Raw genomic sequence first — 18,969 nt, 5'->3', positions numbered from 1 at the left:
CTCGACGCCGGCCGCCTGACGCTGCCCCCGCACGCGGGAGCGCTGGTCGGGCCCTAGGGTCCGACGAGTCCCTCGACCTACGTCGTCAGGCGCCCAGCTGGTCGAGGTCGATGACCTCGTCGTCGGCCGGTGCCTCGACATCGAACTCCTCGTCGAACTCCGAGAACGTCACCTCGCCGGTGTCCTCGCCCTCGGTCTTCTCGATCTTGACCAGGTAGTGCGGCTCGTCGACGAGGACGTAGCCGGTCGAGGTGCCGTCCTCGGGGTCCTTGTTGTCGATCGCGATCGTCTCGTCGCCGTCGACGTCCTCGGTGCCCTTCTTGGAGTAGGTCGAGCCGTCCTCCTTGTCGTCCTTGAGCATCTGGTCGAGCAGCTCCTGGACGTCGCAGAAGGTGTTGAACGAGTCGTCCTCGGCCGGGATCACGACCCACTTGTCGCCGACCAGCGAGATCACCTGGTCGGCGGAGCTGCCGGCCGTCGTGCGCCAGAAGGCCTCGTCAGGCCGCATCCACGTCGAGCCGTCGACCCCGAGCAGCTCGGTCGTGCCGCCGGCGATGCCGATCGTGCCGGTGCAGTCGCCCCCCGAGCTCGCCTGCAGGTCGATGTCGATCTGCTGTCCGTCGCTGGTCACCGAGCCGGAGACCTTGACGGCCTTGAGGTCGGCCATGTCGGCCTTCGCAGTCTTGACGATCTCGTCGGCCGACTCGTCGGCGAACCCGCCGCCGTCACTGCCGCCGCACGCGGTCAGGACGACCGCCGCCCCGAGCCCGGTCACTGCCATTGCGATACGCGCCACGCGATTCCTCCTGTTGTTGGTGGGGCAACCGTGCCAGACAACTGCCACATCGCGGCATCGGTCCATCCCCCAGAAGGGCTACGACGGCCCGACCCGGCCGAGCAGCTCGTCCACCCAGGCCGGGACCAGGCGCGACGCCGGGCCGTGCCGGGCCTCGTCGAACAGGTGACTGCCGGCGCTGGGCACCAGGTTGAGCTCGACGGTGCGCGCGCCGTGGGCCGCGGCGTACAGCACGAACCCGGCGGCGGGATGCACCGCTCCGGAGGTGCCGACCGAGACGAACAGCTCGACCCGTGCGAGGGCGTCGTGGATGCGGTCCATCTCGTAGGGGAGCTCGCCGAACCACACGACGTCGGGGCGCAGCTCGCGCCGCCCGCAGCGCGGGCAGGGCGGCCGGTCACCGAGCGTGCCCGTCCACTCGAACCGTCGACGGCAGCCACGGCACAGCGCGGAGCGGAGCCGACCGTGCATGTGCAGCACCCGGCGCGACCCGCCGCGCTCGTGGAGGTCGTCGATGTTCTGGGTGACGACGAGCAGCTCGTCGCCCACCGCGTCCTCGAGCCGGGCCAGCGCCCGGTGGGCGTCGTTGGGCTCCACCGACGACAGGGCCGCGCGGCGCTCGTCGTAGAACCGGTGGACCAGCCCCGGTTGGCGATCGTAGGCCTCGGGGGTGGCGACGTCCTCGACCCGGTGCCCGTGCCACAGCCCCTCGGCGTCGCGAAAGGTGGGGACCCCGCTCTCGGCGGAGATCCCGGCGCCGGTGAGCACCACGATCCTCACGAGCCGATCCACCCCACCGATCCTCACGAGGCCATCATGAACCCATCCGCCGCCGCGCGGCCTGGGTCTTGAACTCCTCGAGGAAGACCCGGCGCACCGACTCCCCGTCGAGCGCACCGCCGACCGCGCCCAGCTCGCCGCGCGCGAGCCGCTCGCAGACCCGGAGCCAGGCGTGCCCCATCGCATAGGTGAAGGTGCCGGCCACGGTCGCGCTGATCGGAGCGGCGACGGCGGTGCCGGCTCCGGGCACGAACTTGATCATGTTCGTCACCAGGGAGCGGCCCGCCGTGGTGGCGGCCGCGGTCGCGGCGAGCGACGCCGCGGTCGAACGCTCGAGAGGGACGCCGTACGTCACCGCGATGGAGGCCATCATCCCGATCTGGAGCGGAACCAGGATGGCCGCGTCGGAGAAGGGGATGGGGGAGGCTCCGGCGGTGGTGGCGGCTCCCGTCGCGGTCTTGATCGCCTTCTCGGCGCGCTCGCGCTTGCGGGCGTAGTCGATGCGCTGGGCGGCGGTGATGGCGTGGGCGACGCCCTCAGGCGCGCCGCGAAAGGTGGCATCGAGGAGCTCCTGCAAGCCGTACGCCGTCTGCCCCGTGAAGTCGTCGGCCTGTGCCATCGTGTAGTGGATCAGGCCGTCCACGATCGGCAGGCGCAGCTCGGCGATGCTCGACGCCAACGCCTCGGCGTCGGGGTGGACGCGAGCACCCGACCTGGGCACCTGCGTGAGCACGAGGATCACCGGCAGACCGAGGTCGTGCAGTGCCCGGACGAACTCCGCCTCGGTCGCCTCGAACCGCCGGTCACCGGCGCGCACGCAGTACCAAGCCACGTGCAGCTGGTCGGCCAACGGCTTGCGGCGCATGCCGTGGAGGTAGTCCTTCAGCTCGCCGATCAGCACGTCGTTGTCGCGTCCGACCTCGACCCCCCGGGTGTCGAGCACCCCGAGCGTGCCGCTCTGGTGGAGGTAGAGGTGCTCGGCGCGGGTGACGGGCTCGCCGATGCCGGTGGCCGCGATGTCACTGCCGAAGATCGCGTTGACCAGCGTGCTCTTGCCGACGCCGGTCTTGCCGAAGATCGCCAGGTTGAAGCGCCCGATCTCCTCGGCCTTGTCCCGCCACGCCTTCGAGAAGGCCTGGCCGAACCAGTCGTCAGCAGGGGTCGCCATGGCTCCAGCATCGCAGCCGCGGCAAGACCACGCGCTGTGGCAGAGTGCGACGGCATGGGACTTCTCGGAGCGTTCGCCCGGGCGACGGCCGGCCGGCTCCCCGAGCCTCGCGACCGGGCGGCACTCGACATGATGCGGGCCACCAAGCGACTGGTCACGGGTGCGCCGCCGCCACCGACGTCCCAGGCTCGCCGGCGTAGCCGCCGCAAGCCACCGCGGCCCGCGGTCGCCATGAGGCGCCGGATCGACCAGGCCTTCGCGTCCGGTCGGCCGCGCGCGCAGCGGGCCGCCGCGCGGGAGGTGCACGACCTCGTCGCCCACACCCGCCTCCTCGCCTCGCCGGAGGACTCGCGCGACCCGGACCGGCCGCTCGGGAAGGTCCGGGGCGTGCGGTCGATGCAGTACATGATCGAGCTGCTGCCGCACATCCAGAGGCTCGTGGCCGAGCAGCCGCGGGGAACGATGCTCCGGGTCCTCGACGTCGGCCCGGGCACCGGCCACGGCACGGCTCTGCTCGCCGAGCTGTACGACTCCGGCGCGCTCGGCTACCGGATGAAGGTGACGGGGCTGGACATCGTCGACACCTGGGCGACGTACATCACGACCACGTTCCCGAACGTGCGCTTCGTGCAGGCCGACGCCTACGAGCACGACCGTGTCTACGACATCGTGCTCAGCACCCACGCGATCGAGCACATCCCCGACCCGGTGCGCTTCTGCCGGCGGATGCAGGAGATGGCGCGGCTCGGCGTCTTCGTCTCGGCGCCGTTCAACGAGCCCGCCGACCGTCTGACGCAGGGCCACATCAACGTCATCGATGACGCCTTCGTGGCCGAGCTCGCTCCACTGGAGGCGCACGTCCACCAGAGCGCGTGCTGGGGTGCGTTCACGACCCCCCGCTACGACTCGATCACGCTCCGGCTGGAGGGGCTCGCCGACCCATCGTCGTGACGGCGAGCCCCCCGGGCGCGAAGGGCAACGGCGAGTCGGGGCCGACTCTCTCGTGAACAGCCCGGGTCTCATCGACGTCTCCTCACCACCACCCGGTCCGTCGCGGTGTTGCCCGCCTCGTCCGTCGCCACGGCGACGTAGACCACCCGGCGCGGACGAATGCTTCGCGTGATCGTGCAGCTCGCCACACCCGAGAGCACGTCCTGTGCGGCACAGACCCCGCGCGGTGGCCGCCCGGTCGACGCAGCCCGAACGCTCCGGACCCGCACCTCCGGGACGGTGCGGTCGATGTTGATCGGGGACACCACGACGGTGGCCATCCCGCCGTCGGCGGCGGTGACGGTCCGGGTGATCGCCTGCCCTGCACCTTCGCGTCGCAGGGTCACCGGCGCCGGGCAGTCCCCGACGAGTGGCGCGCCGGCGGGCGTGCAGGTGAAGCTGACGGTCACCGCCGTGCGGTACCAGCCCGAGGTGCTCCTCGGCTCCGCGGACGAGATGCGCGCCGAGATGGCGGGGTCACGCCGGGCGGTGGACGCCGAGGAGCCGGTGAAGCTGCCATCGCCGGCGTACGACGCCGCGACCGTGGGAGAGGCCCCGGTCGGAACGTCGTGCTCCAGGGTCGCGACGCCGTCCTGGAGCGGCGCCGAACCGATCTCCGCGCCGTCGAGGAGGAACGTGACCGCGCCGGTCGGCCGGCCAGCACCGGGAGCGACCGCGGTGACCGTCGCGGTGAACGCCGAGGGTCCGACGGCCACCTCGGTCGTCGTGGCCGCCCGCCCGACCGTGAACGTGGCCCGCCCGACGACCGTGGCGCCCGACCCCGACGGGCGGTACTCGGCGGTCACCGCGTGAGCACCGACGGGCCGGGCACCGAGTGTTTGGGACTGTGCGCTGCCGCCGCTCACCGTGACCGGCCCGCCCACGTCGACCCCGTCGACGGCGAACTGCACGGTGCCGGCCGCAGCCTGGCCCGGCGCGGTGACCGACGCGGTCGCAGTGACGGGTTGGCCGAAGACCGGTGCCGCGACGTCGAGGCCGACCGAGACCGAGGTGGTGCCCGGCGCCGGTGGATCGAGGGGCGGGTCGGCCGGCGGGTCCTCGACGCCCACGACCTTCGCGAACGTGAAGTCGGTGGCGTTGTCCTCGGAGTCCTGGAGAGCGCCGTCGGCGAAGCCGGTGCGGACGAAGGCGTAGCGCAGGTGCGCCTTCGTCAGCCTCGTCGGGTAGGAGACGCCGTCGCCCTCCACCAGGTCCGACAGGGCGCCCACCACACCGGCGGCGTCGGTCACCACGCCGCTCGGGGCGACGACCCGGAACCCCGACTGCAGGGCCACCTGGCCCGCGCTCGTCCCACTGACGCCGAGCTGCGATCCGAGCGAGGACAACGGCGTCGTCACGACAGCGGTCTCCCCCGGATCCAGCGAGCCGGTCCCGAGGGGGACCTCGATCGACTCCTCCTCTCCGGGAGGCTGGAGGCCGACGTGCCACCCGGCCAGGTCGATCGGGCCCTCGGTGGTGTTGACGACCTGGACGAACCAGTCGCTCGGATCGAGGGTCCGGAACTGCGAGATCGTGAGTGCACCCTTGCCCGCGACGACGTGGAGCTCGATGGCTCCGGTCGTGAGGGTGGTGCCACCGCGGGTCAGGGCCAGCGGGACGGGGAACCGGCCCAGCTCCGTCGGGGTGCCGGCCAGGACACCAGCCGGCGAGAGGGTCAAGCCCTGGGGCAGGGCCCCGCCCTCGGCGAGGCTCACGGTGACGCCGTCCGGCACCTCGAGCCGATGGGAGTACGCCGTGCCCAGCCGGGCGGCCGGCGGTGCGGCTGCACCGAGCCCGATGTCGGAGACCGGCACGGTGATCTGCTCCACGAGCGGTGCCGCCTGGCCGTTGGTGACCCGGAGGCTGAAGGTCACGGAGCTGCCGGCGGCGCTCGTCGGCGGCGTACCGGTCACGATGGCGGTGCCGGTGCCCTGGTCGACGAGCTCGAGCCACGCGGGCAGCGGATCGGCGGACTCGACGGCGAACGAGGGCAGCGGGACCGCCGCCGCGCCGATCGCGGCCGTGTTCGGCGCACCCGGGACGAAGGGGGCCGTGGTCGTCGGACTCGCCAGCTCGATCGCCTCCTGCACGGAGAAGCTCAGCTCCTCCACCACCGTTCCCCCGGCGTTGGCGAACGCGACGGCGACGCTGTAGCCGTCCGGGCAGGCCGCACCCGAGCCGATGGCAGCGGCGCCCTCGATGACGGCCGAGCCGTCGCCGCGGTCGGTGAAGGTCAGGCCGGGCGGCAGGTTCGTGACGTCGCCGTCGCACTCGACCGACTGGAGGGTGAGGGCCGGCGCCGGCGTGCCTGCGCCGCACAGCACCCAGCTGCTCTCGGTGGCCGCGACGAAGACGTAGTCCTCGACGCCCGAGGAGGTCGCGCACGGCGCGCCGCTCGTGGTGCCGGCCAGCGAGGCAGGGTCGGTCACCACGACGTGCAGGGCGCTCGTCGCCGCCGGGCTGACGCCGTTGCGGGCCGTCACCGTCACCTCCGTCTCACCGAGGGCGGTCGGGGCGCCGGCGAGGGTGCCGGTCCCGTCGCCGTTGTCGGTGAACACCAGCCCGGCGGGCAGGGTCGAGGCGGTCAGCTCCGCGACCGGCACCGCGGAGCTCCGGACGACGTACGACGCGGTCAGGTCGCGCGGCAGCACGACGGTGGCGCCACTGGCGGGCGAGATCATGACCGGGGCCGAGCCCACCGCGAGCCGCAGCTGCTGGGAGTCGGTGCCGGCGGACGAGCTCGCCGTGATGCTCAGCGCGACCTCGGTCTCGGTGGCGGGCATCTGCGGGGAGACCGTGATCGTGCCGGTCCCGTTGCCGTGGTCGAGGAACGTGGCACCGTCGGGCAGCCCGGCGACACTCAGGGCCGGCTTGGGGTGGGCGGTGGCGTTGGTGGTGACCTCGAAGGTGCCGCCGACGCCGGCGCGGAAGCCGGCGGTGTCGTCGGAGGTGATGATCGGAGCCTCGGCCACGTCGATGGTGAGCTGCTGGGTCGTCGACTGGCCCTGGCAGTCGGTGCCCGTCACCGTGGCTTTGCTCTGGCCGCCGGCGAGCGGGGTCCCGCCGATCGTGGCCGTGCCGTTCTCGCCGCCGGTGAGCGACAGACCAGCGGGCAGCCCTGTTGCTCCGGTGATGCAGCCCAGGCCGTAGCGACGGTCGATGAAGTGGGCCGTGCCCAGCGAGACGGTGAACGAGCCCGGTTGCCCGGCCCGGAACTGCGCGGTGTCCGGGGAGCTGAACGCCGGCGCCGTTCCGGACAGGAGGCGCAGGGTCAGCAGTGCCAGGCCGTTGGCGTCGTCGACCAGTCGGTACGCCGTGGCGCCGCTCGCGCCGGGCACGGGAGCGGTCGGGGTGCCGCTCAGCTCCAGCTGCTGGTCACCGGCCCCGCAGCGCGTGTTGGCGACCGGCTCGATCGACAGGCCCGCCGGCAGCGGGGTGGGGACCGGCCTGCCCTCGACGACCGTCTCCGTGCGCAGCTCGTCGCCCGGGACGTTCGAGCAGAGCGTGACGACACCGTGCGTCCCGAGGATGAACGTGGCCTCGCCCGCCGGGATCTCGCCGGGGACGTAGCTCACCAGGTTGTCGTCGTTGCCGGTGTCGACCATGGTGATGGTCGCGCCGCCGCTCGCCGAGACGTAGATGGTCAGCTCCTGGGTGGTCGTGCCCGCGTCGCTCGTGGCCGTCAGCGTGACCGGATAGCGGCCAGCCGTCGCTGGGATGCCGGCGATCGTCGATCCGACGAGCGAGAGGCCTCTCCCCGAGGGGAAGTCGTGAGAGATGAAGGGATAGGCACCGTTACCGGTGCGGCACTGCTCGTTCGAGCCGTCGACGTGGCAGGTGAGCGTCACCGGCACGACCGAGGACACCCCGATCGCGAACGAGCCGGCCTGCCCGGTCTTGAAGCCTGTGGTCGCCGGGCTGGTGAACACCGGCGGTCCGTCGACGGTGAGGGTCAGCACCTGGGTGACGGAGCCACTGGAGCTCGCGGCCTCGATGGTCACCTCGTAGACGCCCGTGTCGTCGGCCGACAGGCCGGTCGTCGACAGCGTCGCGGTGCCGTCCTCGTTGTCGTGGAAGGTCACCGCACGCGGCAGAGCGGTGCCGCACCCGGTGGTGCAGTCGACGCCGGTGACCCGCATCCCCGGGGCGGGGAAGCCACTGGTCGTGACGGTCCACGAGTGGTCTGAGGTGGCGGGGTCCCAGGCGATGCTCGCCGCCGACGTGATGTCAGGCGGCTGGGCGACGACGATGACCGCGTGCTGCTCGACGCTCCCGTGCGGGATCTCGGCGGTGATGGTGACCGCGTAGCAGCCGCCAGAGCTGGCACGCGGGATGCCGCTGATCTGGAAGCGGTTGCCGCCGAGCGTCGCGAAGCCCGTGCCCGACGGCAGGCCGGGTGTGCAGCTCACGCCACCGGCGGTGACCCCCGACGCCGGCGCATAGCTGATCCTCGCGTCCGGGATGCTGGCCACCGAGCCGACCACGAGGTTGCGCTCGGCCGCCACGAAGTCGTACGTCGCGGACGCGCCGCCCAGGAAGGTGGGTGGCAGCTGGGCGGCGTGCACGTTGGCGAAGACCGTCGCGCTCGAGGACGCGCGGGTGCCGGGTGGCAGGTCCTCCGGCTCCGTGGCGGGGAACGTCACGTCGCGCGTCGTCACCGTGATCGGGACCTGGACGAGCGGCCGGCCGTGCGTGTCGACCGCGAAGGTGTGGGTCGCCTCCCAGCGCCACGGGGTCGTGCAGCCGCCGCCCGCGCCGCGCAGGACCGTGACGTCGTCGGCGGCGCCGCCGTCACCCCAGTCGATCGTGACCGCGGGGGTGGCGTACGGCGTGGTGCCGATCGCCGCCGGCGAGACGACGCACCCGGTGACGGTGAGCGCCGTGTCGTTGGCGACCGGCCCGATCACCGACGGGCCGAGGGAGCCCGGCTGCGGATCCGCCGCGGCCGCGAAGGAGAGCACGCTGCGCGGAGCGGTGGCGGCGGAGATCACGAGATCCCGGTCGGAGGACCGGGTCACGCCGTACTCGTCCGTCGTGACGAGCCGCAGGTGGTAGGTGCCGGGTGCGGGCCAGGTCCACTCGACGCTCCGGCCGGTCATCGTCGCGACCGGACCGCCGTGGAAGGCCGGGTCGGGGGTCCAGGTCACGCCCAGCACGGCGTCCGGGGTGCACACACCGACCGTCGCCTCGCAGCTGGTGAGGCTCTGCTGGTTGGCCGGCAGCTGGCGCTTGCCGTAGCTCGGGTCGTCGGAGCAGACGAGGACGCCCTGGATGGTCTGCGCCGGGTGGTCGGGGTCGGCCGGGCAGACGGTCTGGACGTGCCATGTGTACGTCGTGTCGTAGCCGGCGTCACTGATCTCGGACGCCACGAAGCTGACGGTCTCGCCCGCGACGAGCCCCCCGCCCGGCGGCAGCCCGTTGGTCTTGTTGGTCGCGACGGAGTTGTGGCGGTTGGTCACCCAGACCGCCGGCGCGGTGCCGCGGTTGGGGACGATCGTGAGGCGGTAGAGCTGGCTGGTGCCCTTCTGCTCCAGGACCTCGCCGTCCGAGGTCCGGATCCTCGTGCCGTTGGCCGGCACCAGCCGTCCGTTCGGGCTCAGCGTGTCGGTCAGGCAGTCGTGCGTCCCCGGCGTGTTCGCGGTGCACTCCATGCCGAAGAACGTGCCGTTCGTGATCTCGTTCCGGAGCTCGGGGGTGCCGCCGGAACCCATGACGACGATGGACGTCGAGGTCGTGCACTGGCCCGGCGTCGCGCAGTCGTTCCCGGCGTCGTAGCCACCCGCCGAGACCGACCCGGGGCTCGTCTGGGTGAGGAACTGCTCGCCGTTGAGGTAGGCGATCATCGGCTGGCCGGACGGGTCGAAGTAGCGCAGCTCACCCGAGGGCAGCCAGCCGGACAGCCCGGCCTCGGTCTCGTCCGTCGGTGCGGAGGACGGGTCCTGCTTGGTCCACACCTTGCCGCCGGCGATGCCCACGCTCACGGTCGGCACGCCCAGGGCGCCGTTGGACGCCCCCATGCCCCAGGTGTTGATCCGGGTGGCGACCGAGTCGAGCCTCGACCAGCCGCTCGGCGTGCCGTCGGGGTGCAGCGCGGTCATCCGGATGCGCGCCGGCGGGTTGGCGGCCGACAACGGGATCTCGTCGTACACCACGCAGGCCGGGCACGCGGACGGCGCCGCCTGCACCCCCACCGTGTGCGCGGGGAACTGCAGCTGGGCCCGGTAGTTGGCGTAGACGATGGGTGCGTCGACGCCCTGGTCGGCGGTCAGGAGGTCGAGGACGTAGCGGTCGGTGTTCGCAGGCTCGGCCGCGGCGGCATCGTCGGCGAGCTGCTTCGGAATGGCAGCCGCGGTGAAGACGCTGATGCCACGAGTGACGGCGATCGTGATCGCGATGGTCGCGATCGTCATCGGGCCGGACAGCGAGCGAGCGCCGGTCTTGACGAGGTCGGCGGCCGCGCGCATCTGGTTGAGGACACGCTGGCTGCCCAGGACGACCCGGCCGGCCTTGACGGCGCCCTGCACGGCCTTGGAGACGACCTGGCCGGCCTGCCGGAGCGAGTTGTAGACCGCGCGGTTGTGGGGCTGGACCACGCGCAGGAACGAGCCGAGCGCCCCGGCGGTCGACTCGAGGGTCGCCGCGACGTGCGGAGCTCCGCCTGCCAGCACGGCGGCCACCGCGCCGGACCCGGCCACGATGCCGTTGTCGATCAGCGTGCGGTCGATGCGCTCCTCGGCCTGGTGGGCCAGCCCGAGGATCTTCTCGGCGTCGTACCGGCCGTACTGGACGAAGTTGGCGTACGTCGGGGGCGCGACGCTGGTGAACAGGCCGATCATGCCCGGGTTGCCGTCCGGGTTGCAGACCGGTTGGCTGCTCGGGTTGTAGGCGAAGACCGTCGTGTTCGGCGGCCGGTAGCCGCACTGCTGGGTCCGCCACTTCTGGTACTCGCGCTGCGCCTCGGCCGCGGCGGTGCGCTGGAAGTGCTGCTGGATCGCCAGGAACCACTGGTAGGCCGCCCGCTGGGCCGGCGTCACGCCGCTCACGTTCTTGCCGACCGCGTAGGCGATCTGCTGCAGGAACGTCTGCACCAGTCCCGCCTGGGCGTAGAGGCTGCTGACCATCACCTCGTCGCCCTCGTCGTAGCCGTGCATGGCGTTGTACGCCGCAGCGGCCGCGTTCTGCAGGCCCCACATCGCGCAGATCTGCGTCGCGCTCTGGGCATAGGAGGGGTAGGTAACGAACTGGTTGGCGGGTCGCTCCTCCTCGCACGAGGCGAGGTCGGGGTTGTAGAGCCGGCGGTCCAGGTCGAAGGTGCCGCCGGTGACGCCCGGCGGATAGATCGAGACGACCGCCGCCGGCGTCGGAGCGGCCGATGTCTGCGGCGGTGCGACCACGGCCAGCGTCGCGATCACGAGGACCAGGCCCAGGACGGACATCGGCAGGTGACGGAGCGCGCGCATCAGGTCCCCTTCGGTGCGGTGGCGTCAGCGCTGCCATGATGGCAAAACCTCGGTTCGCGCGTGGCCCAATGGGACGACTGGCCTAGATTGGTCCCGTGGCCGAGCAGGGTGGCCGGGCCCCGTCGGCGCCCTGGCAGGAGGTGCGCAAGGCGGCGACGCGAGCGCGCATCCTCGAGGCCGGGCGGGGTCTCTTCGCCGAGCGGGGCTACGCCGGCACCTCGATCGGGGACATCTCGGAGGCCGCCGGGGTCGGCGTGCGGACGATCTACCTGCACTTCCCGTCCAAGGCGGCGATCATGCTCGCCTACTTCGACGGGTGGCTCGACGCCTTCGTCGCAGCGGTCCGCGAGCGCCCCGTCGAGGAGCCCGTGGCCGAGACCGTGGCGGCGGCCCTGGCCGCCATGGCCGACGCCGGCTGGGTCGACCGGGCCGGGGAGGACGTCGCGCTCGCCTACCCGTTCCTGGAGCAGCTCACGGTGGGGTCACTCGACATCGCCGGGCACGTCATGCAGCGCTGGATGGCCGCGATCGCCGACCTCGTCGACGACGCGACGGCCCGCGCGGCGGACCCCGATCCCACCCGTTCCCAGGCTCGCGCCAGCGCCCTCTTCGCCGCGTGGGTCGCGAACATGGCCGCCGTGCATGCGAGCAAGCGCGGCGCACCCCTGCCCGAGGGTGCGAGCGGCAACAGCAACGGGTTGGAGATCCTGCGACTGATGACCGGCGGCGAGCTGGCGCAGTAGACCGCACCCCTTCCGCTCGTCGCCTCAGGCGCAGCCCAGCTGCTGGACGGTGCGCGGCCAGACCTCGACGTCACCAGGGCCCGAGCCGACGTAGCCGCGGGAGCGGTCCGGATCGGTTCCGGGGGCCGGGTCCACGCCCCGCTGACATGATGCTCGGATGGTGGCGGCGATCAGTGCGGTACGTCGGGCGTACCGGGCCAGTGGTGCCGACCTGCCCTTCGGGGACCCGCTGCCGGCGCACGGCGTTGCGATGGAGGGCTACTTCTGGCGGTTCACCGACCCCGCTTCGGGGCGCGTGCTGATCGCGCTCAACGGGGTGAACCGCGCGGCGGACGGCCACTGGGCCACCCTCGGGCTCGCGGCGCACCCGCACGGCTTCCTGCGCACGGTCGCCCACCCCGAGGGTCACGCGTCCGGTGCGTGCCTGGGTGCGTACGCCGGCGACGCGTTCCGGGGCGAGGCCGACCGGCTGGTGGTCGACCTCGGGGCGGACGCCCGGGTGGACGTGAGGGTGACGGTCCCGACGCCGTGGCCCCGGCGGGCCGTCGGCGGGTCGAGCGTCTTCCAGGCGGTCCCGGGGCTCAACCAGTACTGGCACCCGTGGCTGCTCGGGGGCTCCGCCCATGGGCATGCGGTGGTCGGCACGGAGACCTGGGACCTGGACGGCTGGGCGGTCTACGCCGAGAAGAACTGGGGCAAGGGCGGCTTCCCCGAGTCGTGGTGGTGGGGCCAGGCCCAGGGCTTCGAGGACCCCTCGGTGTGCGTGGCGTTCGCGGGCGGCGAGGTGACCGCCGGCCCGCTGCGCACGACGGTCACCGCGCTCGTCGTGCTCCTGCCAGGCGGACGGCTGCTCCGGCTGGGCGACCCGGTCGTCTCACCCGTGCGCGCCGAGGTGACCGACGAGCGCTGGCTGCTGCGCGGACGATCGGCTCGGTGGCGCGTCGATGTGGAAGGCGTCGGCGGTCTGGATGCCGCGCACGTGCTGCCGGTCCCGCTACCCCTCGAGCGTCGCAACGTTCCCGGTGCGATCGAGCACCTCGGCGCCACCATGCGGGTGAGCGTCCGGCGCGACGGCCGCCTGCTCTGGGCGGACGACTCGACCGCCGCCGCCCTCGAGCACGGCGGGATCGACCGGGCCATGGCCGAGGTCGCCCGCCGCGGACACGCGCCGGACCAGGTCGACGCCGCGCCCCTCGGGTGAGAGGCACCGACGTACCGCTCCGTCAGCGAGAAGCCTGCTGAGGGACCTCCGCGAGGTGCCGCACGATGTCCTCGACCCGGTCCTTGGCGTCACCGAACAGCATGCTGGTGTTGTCACGGAAGAACAGCGGGTTCTGCACACCGGCGTAGCCCACGGCCATCGAGCGCTTGAAGACGATGACGTCCTTGGCCTCCCACACGTGGAGCACCGGCATGCCGGCGATCGGACTGCCGGGCTCCTCCAGAGCGGCGGGGTTGACCGTGTCGTTGGCACCGATGACCAGGACGACGTCGGTCTGCGGGAAGTCGTCGTTGATCTCGTCCATCTCCAGGACGACGTCGTAGGGCACCTTGGCCTCGGCGAGCAGGACGTTCATGTGCCCGGGCAGCCGGCCGGCGACGGGGTGGATGCCGAACCGGACGTCGACGCCACGGGCCCGGAGCTTGCTGGTGAGCTCGGCGACCGGGTACTGCGCCTGCGCGACCGCCATGCCGTAGCCGGGGGTGATGATCACGCTGGAGGCGTCGGCGAGGAGCTCGGCGACCTCCTCGGCAGTGATCTCGTGGTGCTCGCCGTAGTCGGTGTCACCCGATGCGGCGACCTCGATGCCGAAGCCTCCGGCGATGACGGAGATGAACGATCGGTTCATCGCCTCGCACATGATGTAGGACAGGTACGCACCCGAGGACCCGACGAGCGCGCCGGTCACGATCAGCAGGTTGTTGTCGAGCAGGAAGCCGGACGCGGCCGCGGCCCAACCCGAGTAGCTGTTCAGCATCGAGACCACGACCGGCATGTCGCCGCCGCCGATGGAGGCGACCAGGTGCCACCCCAGGGCGAGCGCGACCGCGGTCACGGCGATGAGCACGCCGATGTTCGGCGAGACGGTGAACCACACCGTCAGGCCGGCGAAGATCCCCAGCGCGCCGAGGTTGATGGCGTTCTTGCCGGGCAGCATCAGCGGCGCCGACTTCATCCGCGCCGAGAGCTTGAGGTTCGCGACGATCGAGCCGGTGAACGTCACCGCGCCGATGAAGACGCCGATGACGACCTCGGCGCTGTGGATCCGGTGCAGTGAGCCGGTGAGCCCTTCGTCGTGCAGGTAGCCGTTCCAGCCCACGAGGACCGCAGCCAGACCCACGAACGAGTGCAGCAGCGCGATCAGCTCGGGCATGCCGGTCATCGCGACGACCCGGGCCCGCCAGAGGCCGATGGCGGCTCCGGCCGCCACGGCCACGACGAGCAGGATCATCGGCAGCGCCTCGTCGGTGTCGTCGATGAGCAGACCCACGGTCGCGGCCAGCGCGAGGGCCATCCCGGCGATGCCGTAGCTGACGCCGTTGCGGGCGCTCTCGTGCCGCGACAGGCCGGCGAGGCTGAGGATGAAGAGGAGGGAGGCGACCAGGTAGGCGCCGACGGCGATGCTCACGGCATCCATCACTGGTCCGCCTTCCGGAACATGCCGAGCATCCGGCGCGTCACGGCGAAGCCGCCGAACACGTTGATGCTGGCGAGGAGAACTGCGACGAAGGACAGGGCGCGTACGGCGGCGTCGTCCACTCCGAGCTGGAGCATCGCTCCGACGACGATGATCCCGGAGATCGCGTTCGTGACGCTCATCAGGGGCGTGTGCAGCGCGTGGTGCACGTTGCCGATCACGTAGTAGCCGATCACGATCGCGAGCGTGAGCACGAAGAAGTGCTCGGGCAGCGGGGCCGGGGCCGTCGCGGCCACGAGGAACAGCAGGACGGACACCGCGGCGAACACCAGCCACATCGGCCGCTTCTTCTTCGGCGGCGCCGGCTCGGCCGGCGCGGCCGGCGCCGGCGTCTTGGGTGCGGCGGAGACCTGCACCGGGGGCGGCGGCCAGAGCACCTCGCCGTCGCGCACGACCGTCAGCCCGCGCTGGACCGGGTCCTCGAGGTCGAGGGTGAGGGCGCCGTCCTTCTCGGGCGTCATCAGCGTGAGCAGGTTGACGACGTTGGTGCCGAAGAGCTGGGAGGTCTGGGCGGCGAGGCGGCCCGCGAGGTCGGTGTAGCCGAGGATCCGCACCCCGTTGTCGGTGACGACCTCCTGGTCGGCGACCGTCAGGGCGACGTTGCCGCCGTTGGCCGCGGCCATGTCGACGATCACGCTGCCCGGGCGCATCGCGGCCACGGTCTCCTCGGTGAGCAGCCGCGGCGCCGGGCGTCCCGGGATGAGGGCGGTGGTGATGACGATGTCGGCCGCGCGGGCCTCCTCGTCGTACATGACGGCGGTGGCCTTCTCCTGCTCCGCGGTCATCTCCTTGGCGTAGCCGTCGGAGCTGACCTCGGACTGCATGTCGACGGTGACGAACTCCGCGCCCATCGACTCGACCTGCTCGGCGACCTCCGGGCGTACGTCGAAGGCCCGGACGATCGCGCCCATCGACCCGGCCGCGCCGATCGCGGCGAGCCCGGCGACGCCGGCGCCGACGACGAAGACCCGCGCGGGCGGGATCTTGCCGGCGGCGGTGACCTGTCCGGTGAACTGACGGCCGAAGGCGTGCGCGGCCTCCACGACGGCCCGGTAGCCGGCCACGTTGGCCATCGAGGACAGCACGTCCATCGACTGGGCACGCGAGATCCGCGGCACCGCGTCCATCGCCAGCGCGGTCACGCCCGCGGCCGAGAGCCGCTCGACGAGCTCGGGCGAGCGCGCCGGCGCCATCAGCGACACGACGGTGGCGCCGCGGCGCAGCCGCGCGATCTCGCCGTCGGTGGGGGCGTTGATCTTGACGACGATGTCGCTGGACCACACGTCCTCGGCGCTGCCGACCGTCACGCCGGCCTCGGCGTACGCCTCGTCGGGCTGGCTGGCCGCGCCGCCGGCGCCGGACTCGACCACGACGTCGTAGCCGAGCTTGACCAGTCGTGACGCCGTGGTGGCGGTCGCCGCCACGAGGGTCTCCCCTGCTCGCGACTCACGTGGGACACCGATACGCACTGGACCTCCTGGGGGACGCTGACGGCGGGTGACACCTCACCAGCCGGACTCGAACCTGTCAGTGACCGCAGTCACTTCCGGCTCGTGCGTCCCACAGCCTGGACGCGGCCGAGCGCTCGCACGCTACCTCGGCGAAGGTCCCCCCAAGAAGGGCCGAAGGTCGCCCGCGTGGTCGCCCGTGGATCGCGTCAGTAGTACCAGGGGAAGGGCGACCAGTCGGGCTCGCGCTTCTCGAGGAACTGGTCGCGGCCCTCCTGGGCCTCGTCGGTCATGTACGCCAGACGCGTGGTCTCGCCGGCGAACAGCTGCTGGCCGACCAGGCCGTCGTCGATCGCGTTGAAGGAGTACTTGAGCATCCGCTGGGCGGTGGGCGACTTGCCGTTGATGATCCGTCCCCACTCCAACGCGGTCGCCTCGAGCTCGGCGTGCGGGACCGCGCGGTTGACCGTGCCCATCCGGACGCCGTCCTCGGCGGAGTACTCCTGGCCGAGGAAGAAGATCTCGCGGGCGAACTTCTGGCCGACCTGACGGGCGAGGTACGCCGAGCCGAAGCCGCCGTCGAACGACCCGACGTCGGCGTCGGTCTGCTTGAACCGCGCCTCCTCCAGGCTCGCCAGCGTCAGGTCGCAGACCACGTGCAGGCTGTGCCCGCCGCCGGCGGTCCAGCCCGGCGCCACGCAGATCACGATCTTCGGCATGAAGCGGATCAGCCGCTGCACCTCGAGGATGTGCAACCGGCCGAGCTTGGCCTTGTCGACGGTATCCGCGGTCTCGCCCTCGGCGTACTGATAGCCGGCCTTGCCCCGGATCCGCTGGTCGCCGCCGGTGCAGAACGCCCACTTCCCGTTCTTCGCGCTCGGGCCGTTGCCGGTGAGCAGCACGCAGCCGACGTCGCTGGAGGTGCGCGCGTGCTCGAGCACGCGCAGCAGCTCGTCGACCGTGTGCGGGCGGAACGCGTTGAGGATGTCCGGCCGGTCGAAGGCCACGCGCACGGTGCCGTGCGCCTTGGCCCGGTGGTAGGTCAGGTCGGTCAGGTCCTCGAAGCCGGGGACGGCGTCCCAGGCGTCGGCGTCGAAGATCTCCGACACCCCGTCGATCGCGCTCATGCGGGTGAGGCTAACGGGCCCGCACCCAGGCGCGCGCGAGCAGGGCGGCGGCACCGAACGCCGCCGCCGCCGGGAGGTACGGCGTCGCACCGGCCGCGACGAGCGCGCCGGTGAGCGCCGTACCCAGCGCGTAGGTCAGGTTCGTCGAGGTGTTCACCAGCGTCGACGCCTCGGTGCGCTGCCCCTCGGGGGCCAACCGGTCCGCGGCCTCGAACGCCTCGACGAACGTCGGCGCCCAGGACAGGCCACCGAGCGCGATCAACGCCGCCGCCACCCAGAAGGGCGTCACCGCTGCCCCGATCAGGAGACCGGCACTGCCGGTCAACAGCACCGGCACCGGTGGCAGCAGCCGTCGCGACGACGCCCAGAGCACGCCGCCGGTGACCGAGCCGGCCGACAGGCAGGCCTCGACGAGGCCCGCCCAGCTCGGGTGTCCGACGGCGTCGGCGGCCGCGGCGACCCCGGTGAGCGTGAGCGAGGCGCCCACCCCGAAGCACGCCATCGTCGCCATCAGCCGGGGCACCCCCGGCCGGCGGGCCGGACCGAGGAGGCTCGCACGCGCAGGACCGAGCTCGGCGCGCACGGTCGCTGCGGGCGACGCGGTCAGCGCGGCGGTGCCGACGACGGCGAGCACCGCGACCAGGAACAGACCGTTGCGCGCGGGACCGACGGCCAGCAGCCCACCCGCGATGGCGGGACCCACCAGGTAGAGCATCTCCTCAGCCACCGTGTCGACGGAGTAGGCACGGGCCCGCAGGTCGGTGCCCTCGGTGAACCACCGCCACTGGGCACGCATCGAGGGCCCCAGCGCGGGCGCGCAGACGCCGAGGGGCACCGCGATCGCGACCCACGCCACGGGCGCGGACACCCCGAACAGCGACAGCGCCAGCGCTACGCCGAGCAGGCCGACCCAGGTGCCGGCGACCAGCGGCAGCACCCGCCGCTGGCCCCAGCGGTCGAGCGCGCGTGCCTGCAGCGGCATGGCCAGCGCACCCAGCCCGAAGACCGCGACGGCGCCGCTGGCGGCCGAGAACGACCCAGTCGCCTGGCGGACGGTGAAGAGGAACGAGAGGGGGAGAACGCCGTACCCGAGCCGCCCGACGAGTCCGAGCGCGAAGGTGCGCAGGACAGCGGGGCGGGAGAACAGGCGGCTCCGGGCACGAGACGTGCCGGTCATGCCGGACATGGAGGGACTCCGTGAGGGTGGAGAGGGACGGGACCGGAAAGGCGGTCGACCGTCAGTCACGGAGGTGCAGCATGGCCTCAGCCTAGACCTGGAATACGGCGACCGCGCGTGGTCTTCTGGTGGACATGACTCTCGAAGGCGAGTACGAGCCCAGCCCGGAGCAGTGGGTCCGCGACCAGGTGGCGGAGTACGAGGCGTCGAACGGCGCGCGCATGAACACGCTCCCCGACCATCCCGAGTGGCCGGTCGTGGTGATCACGTCGAGGGGCGCCAAGTCCGGGAAGCTCCGCAAGAACCCCGTCATGCGCGTGGAGAAGGACGGCGTCTACGCCGCGGTCGCCTCCAAGGGCGGCGCTCCCGAGCACCCGACCTGGTACCACAACTTCGTCGCCCACCCTGAGGTCGACCTCCAGGACCGCGCCGAGAAGCACACCTACTCCGTGCGCCTCGCCGAGGGCGCGGAGCGCGAGGAGTGGTGGGAGCGCGCGGTGGCGGTCTACTCGCCGTACGCCGAGTACCAGCAGAACACCGACCGCCAGATCCCGGTGTTCCTCCTCGAGCGCAAGGACTGA

General features: G+C 72.3%; 12 protein-coding genes. 4 read left to right on the top strand and 8 right to left on the bottom strand.

The window, feature by feature from the left end:
* Positions 1–85: 85 nt before the first annotated feature.
* From Q0L15_RS01205 to Q0L15_RS01195, 3 genes are all read right to left on the bottom strand, one after another.
* Positions 86–796: a hypothetical protein gene (locus Q0L15_RS01205; RefSeq protein WP_296601667.1), complete on the bottom strand. Its 711-nt coding sequence runs from the start codon at positions 794–796 to the stop codon at positions 86–88.
* Positions 797–874: 78 nt separating this feature from the next.
* The gene (locus tag Q0L15_RS01200) at positions 875–1,588 is read right to left on the bottom strand and encodes an NAD-dependent deacylase (protein WP_296601666.1); all 714 of its coding nucleotides are present in this window, start codon (positions 1,586–1,588) and stop codon (positions 875–877) included.
* 22 nt (positions 1,589–1,610) lie between these two features.
* Positions 1,611–2,744 carry a GTPase family protein gene (locus Q0L15_RS01195; RefSeq protein ID WP_296601665.1) on the bottom strand — a complete coding sequence of 378 codons (1,134 nt, stop codon included), beginning with the start codon at positions 2,742–2,744 and terminating at the stop codon, positions 1,611–1,613.
* Between the two features lie 54 nt (positions 2,745–2,798).
* Between Q0L15_RS01195 and Q0L15_RS01190 the strand changes: the two genes are divergently transcribed.
* Positions 2,799–3,695 carry a bifunctional 2-polyprenyl-6-hydroxyphenol methylase/3-demethylubiquinol 3-O-methyltransferase UbiG gene (locus Q0L15_RS01190; protein WP_296601664.1) on the top strand — a complete coding sequence of 299 codons (897 nt, stop codon included), beginning with the start codon at positions 2,799–2,801 and terminating at the stop codon, positions 3,693–3,695.
* Positions 3,696–3,763: 68 nt separating this feature from the next.
* Here the strand turns inward: Q0L15_RS01190 and Q0L15_RS01185 are convergent, their stop codons facing one another.
* The gene (locus Q0L15_RS01185) at positions 3,764–11,194 is read right to left on the bottom strand and encodes an Ig-like domain-containing protein (protein WP_296601663.1); all 7,431 of its coding nucleotides are present in this window, start codon (positions 11,192–11,194) and stop codon (positions 3,764–3,766) included.
* Between the two features lie 95 nt (positions 11,195–11,289).
* On the opposite strand from Q0L15_RS01185, the gene Q0L15_RS01180 reads away from it, so the two are divergent.
* Both Q0L15_RS01180 and Q0L15_RS01175 read left to right on the top strand, forming a co-directional pair.
* Positions 11,290–11,937 (top strand): TetR/AcrR family transcriptional regulator, encoded by a 648-nt coding sequence (locus tag Q0L15_RS01180; RefSeq protein WP_296601661.1) that lies wholly within the window; start codon positions 11,290–11,292, stop codon positions 11,935–11,937.
* Positions 11,938–12,094: 157 nt separating this feature from the next.
* Positions 12,095–13,138 carry a tocopherol cyclase family protein gene (locus tag Q0L15_RS01175; protein WP_296601660.1) on the top strand — a complete coding sequence of 348 codons (1,044 nt, stop codon included), beginning with the start codon at positions 12,095–12,097 and terminating at the stop codon, positions 13,136–13,138.
* A gap of 22 nt (positions 13,139–13,160) precedes the next feature.
* On the opposite strand, the gene pntB is transcribed toward Q0L15_RS01175, so the two are convergent.
* The 4 genes from pntB to Q0L15_RS01155 form a co-directional block, all read right to left on the bottom strand.
* Positions 13,161–14,576 (bottom strand): Re/Si-specific NAD(P)(+) transhydrogenase subunit beta, encoded by a 1,416-nt coding sequence (gene pntB, locus Q0L15_RS01170; protein ID WP_296601658.1) that lies wholly within the window; start codon positions 14,574–14,576, stop codon positions 13,161–13,163.
* Positions 14,576–16,105, bottom strand: coding sequence for a Re/Si-specific NAD(P)(+) transhydrogenase subunit alpha (locus Q0L15_RS01165; protein WP_296601657.1), 1,530 nt, complete (start codon positions 16,103–16,105; stop codon positions 14,576–14,578). The genes pntB and Q0L15_RS01165 overlap by 1 nt, the downstream gene beginning before the upstream one ends.
* Before the next feature lie 188 nt (positions 16,106–16,293).
* The gene (locus Q0L15_RS01160) at positions 16,294–17,211 is read right to left on the bottom strand and encodes a 1,4-dihydroxy-2-naphthoyl-CoA synthase (RefSeq protein WP_296601656.1); all 918 of its coding nucleotides are present in this window, start codon (positions 17,209–17,211) and stop codon (positions 16,294–16,296) included.
* A 10-nt stretch (positions 17,212–17,221) separates the two neighbouring features.
* Entirely contained in the window at positions 17,222–18,388 is a 1,167-nt protein-coding gene (locus Q0L15_RS01155) for an MFS transporter (protein ID WP_296601655.1), read from the bottom strand.
* Positions 18,389–18,522: 134 nt separating this feature from the next.
* Here Q0L15_RS01155 and Q0L15_RS01150 point away from each other — a divergent pair, with 134 nt between their 5' ends.
* Positions 18,523–18,969 (top strand): nitroreductase family deazaflavin-dependent oxidoreductase, encoded by a 447-nt coding sequence (locus Q0L15_RS01150; protein WP_296601654.1) that lies wholly within the window; start codon positions 18,523–18,525, stop codon positions 18,967–18,969.

Source organism: Nocardioides sp. (genome assembly GCF_024509035.1).
GTDB lineage: Bacteria > Actinomycetota > Actinomycetes > Propionibacteriales > Nocardioidaceae > Nocardioides.
This window is presented reverse-complemented; position numbering and strand designations above follow the sequence as displayed.

Excerpts from the sequence above, each read along its gene's own strand:
- Q0L15_RS01195 (WP_296601665.1), bottom strand. The coding sequence starts at position 2,744 with ATGGCGACCCCTGCTGACGACTGGTTCGGCCAGGCCTTCTCGAAGGCG.
- Q0L15_RS01190 (WP_296601664.1), top strand. The coding sequence starts at position 2,799 with ATGGGACTTCTCGGAGCGTTCGCCCGGGCGACGGCCGGCCGGCTCCCC.
- Q0L15_RS01185 (WP_296601663.1), bottom strand. The coding sequence starts at position 11,194 with ATGCGCGCGCTCCGTCACCTGCCGATGTCCGTCCTGGGCCTGGTCCTC.
- Q0L15_RS01175 (WP_296601660.1), top strand. The coding sequence starts at position 12,095 with ATGGTGGCGGCGATCAGTGCGGTACGTCGGGCGTACCGGGCCAGTGGT.
- pntB (WP_296601658.1), bottom strand. The coding sequence starts at position 14,576 with ATGGATGCCGTGAGCATCGCCGTCGGCGCCTACCTGGTCGCCTCCCTC.
- Q0L15_RS01160 (WP_296601656.1), bottom strand. The coding sequence starts at position 17,211 with ATGAGCGCGATCGACGGGGTGTCGGAGATCTTCGACGCCGACGCCTGG.
- Q0L15_RS01155 (WP_296601655.1), bottom strand. The coding sequence starts at position 18,388 with ATGACCGGCACGTCTCGTGCCCGGAGCCGCCTGTTCTCCCGCCCCGCT.
- Q0L15_RS01150 (WP_296601654.1), top strand. The coding sequence starts at position 18,523 with ATGACTCTCGAAGGCGAGTACGAGCCCAGCCCGGAGCAGTGGGTCCGC.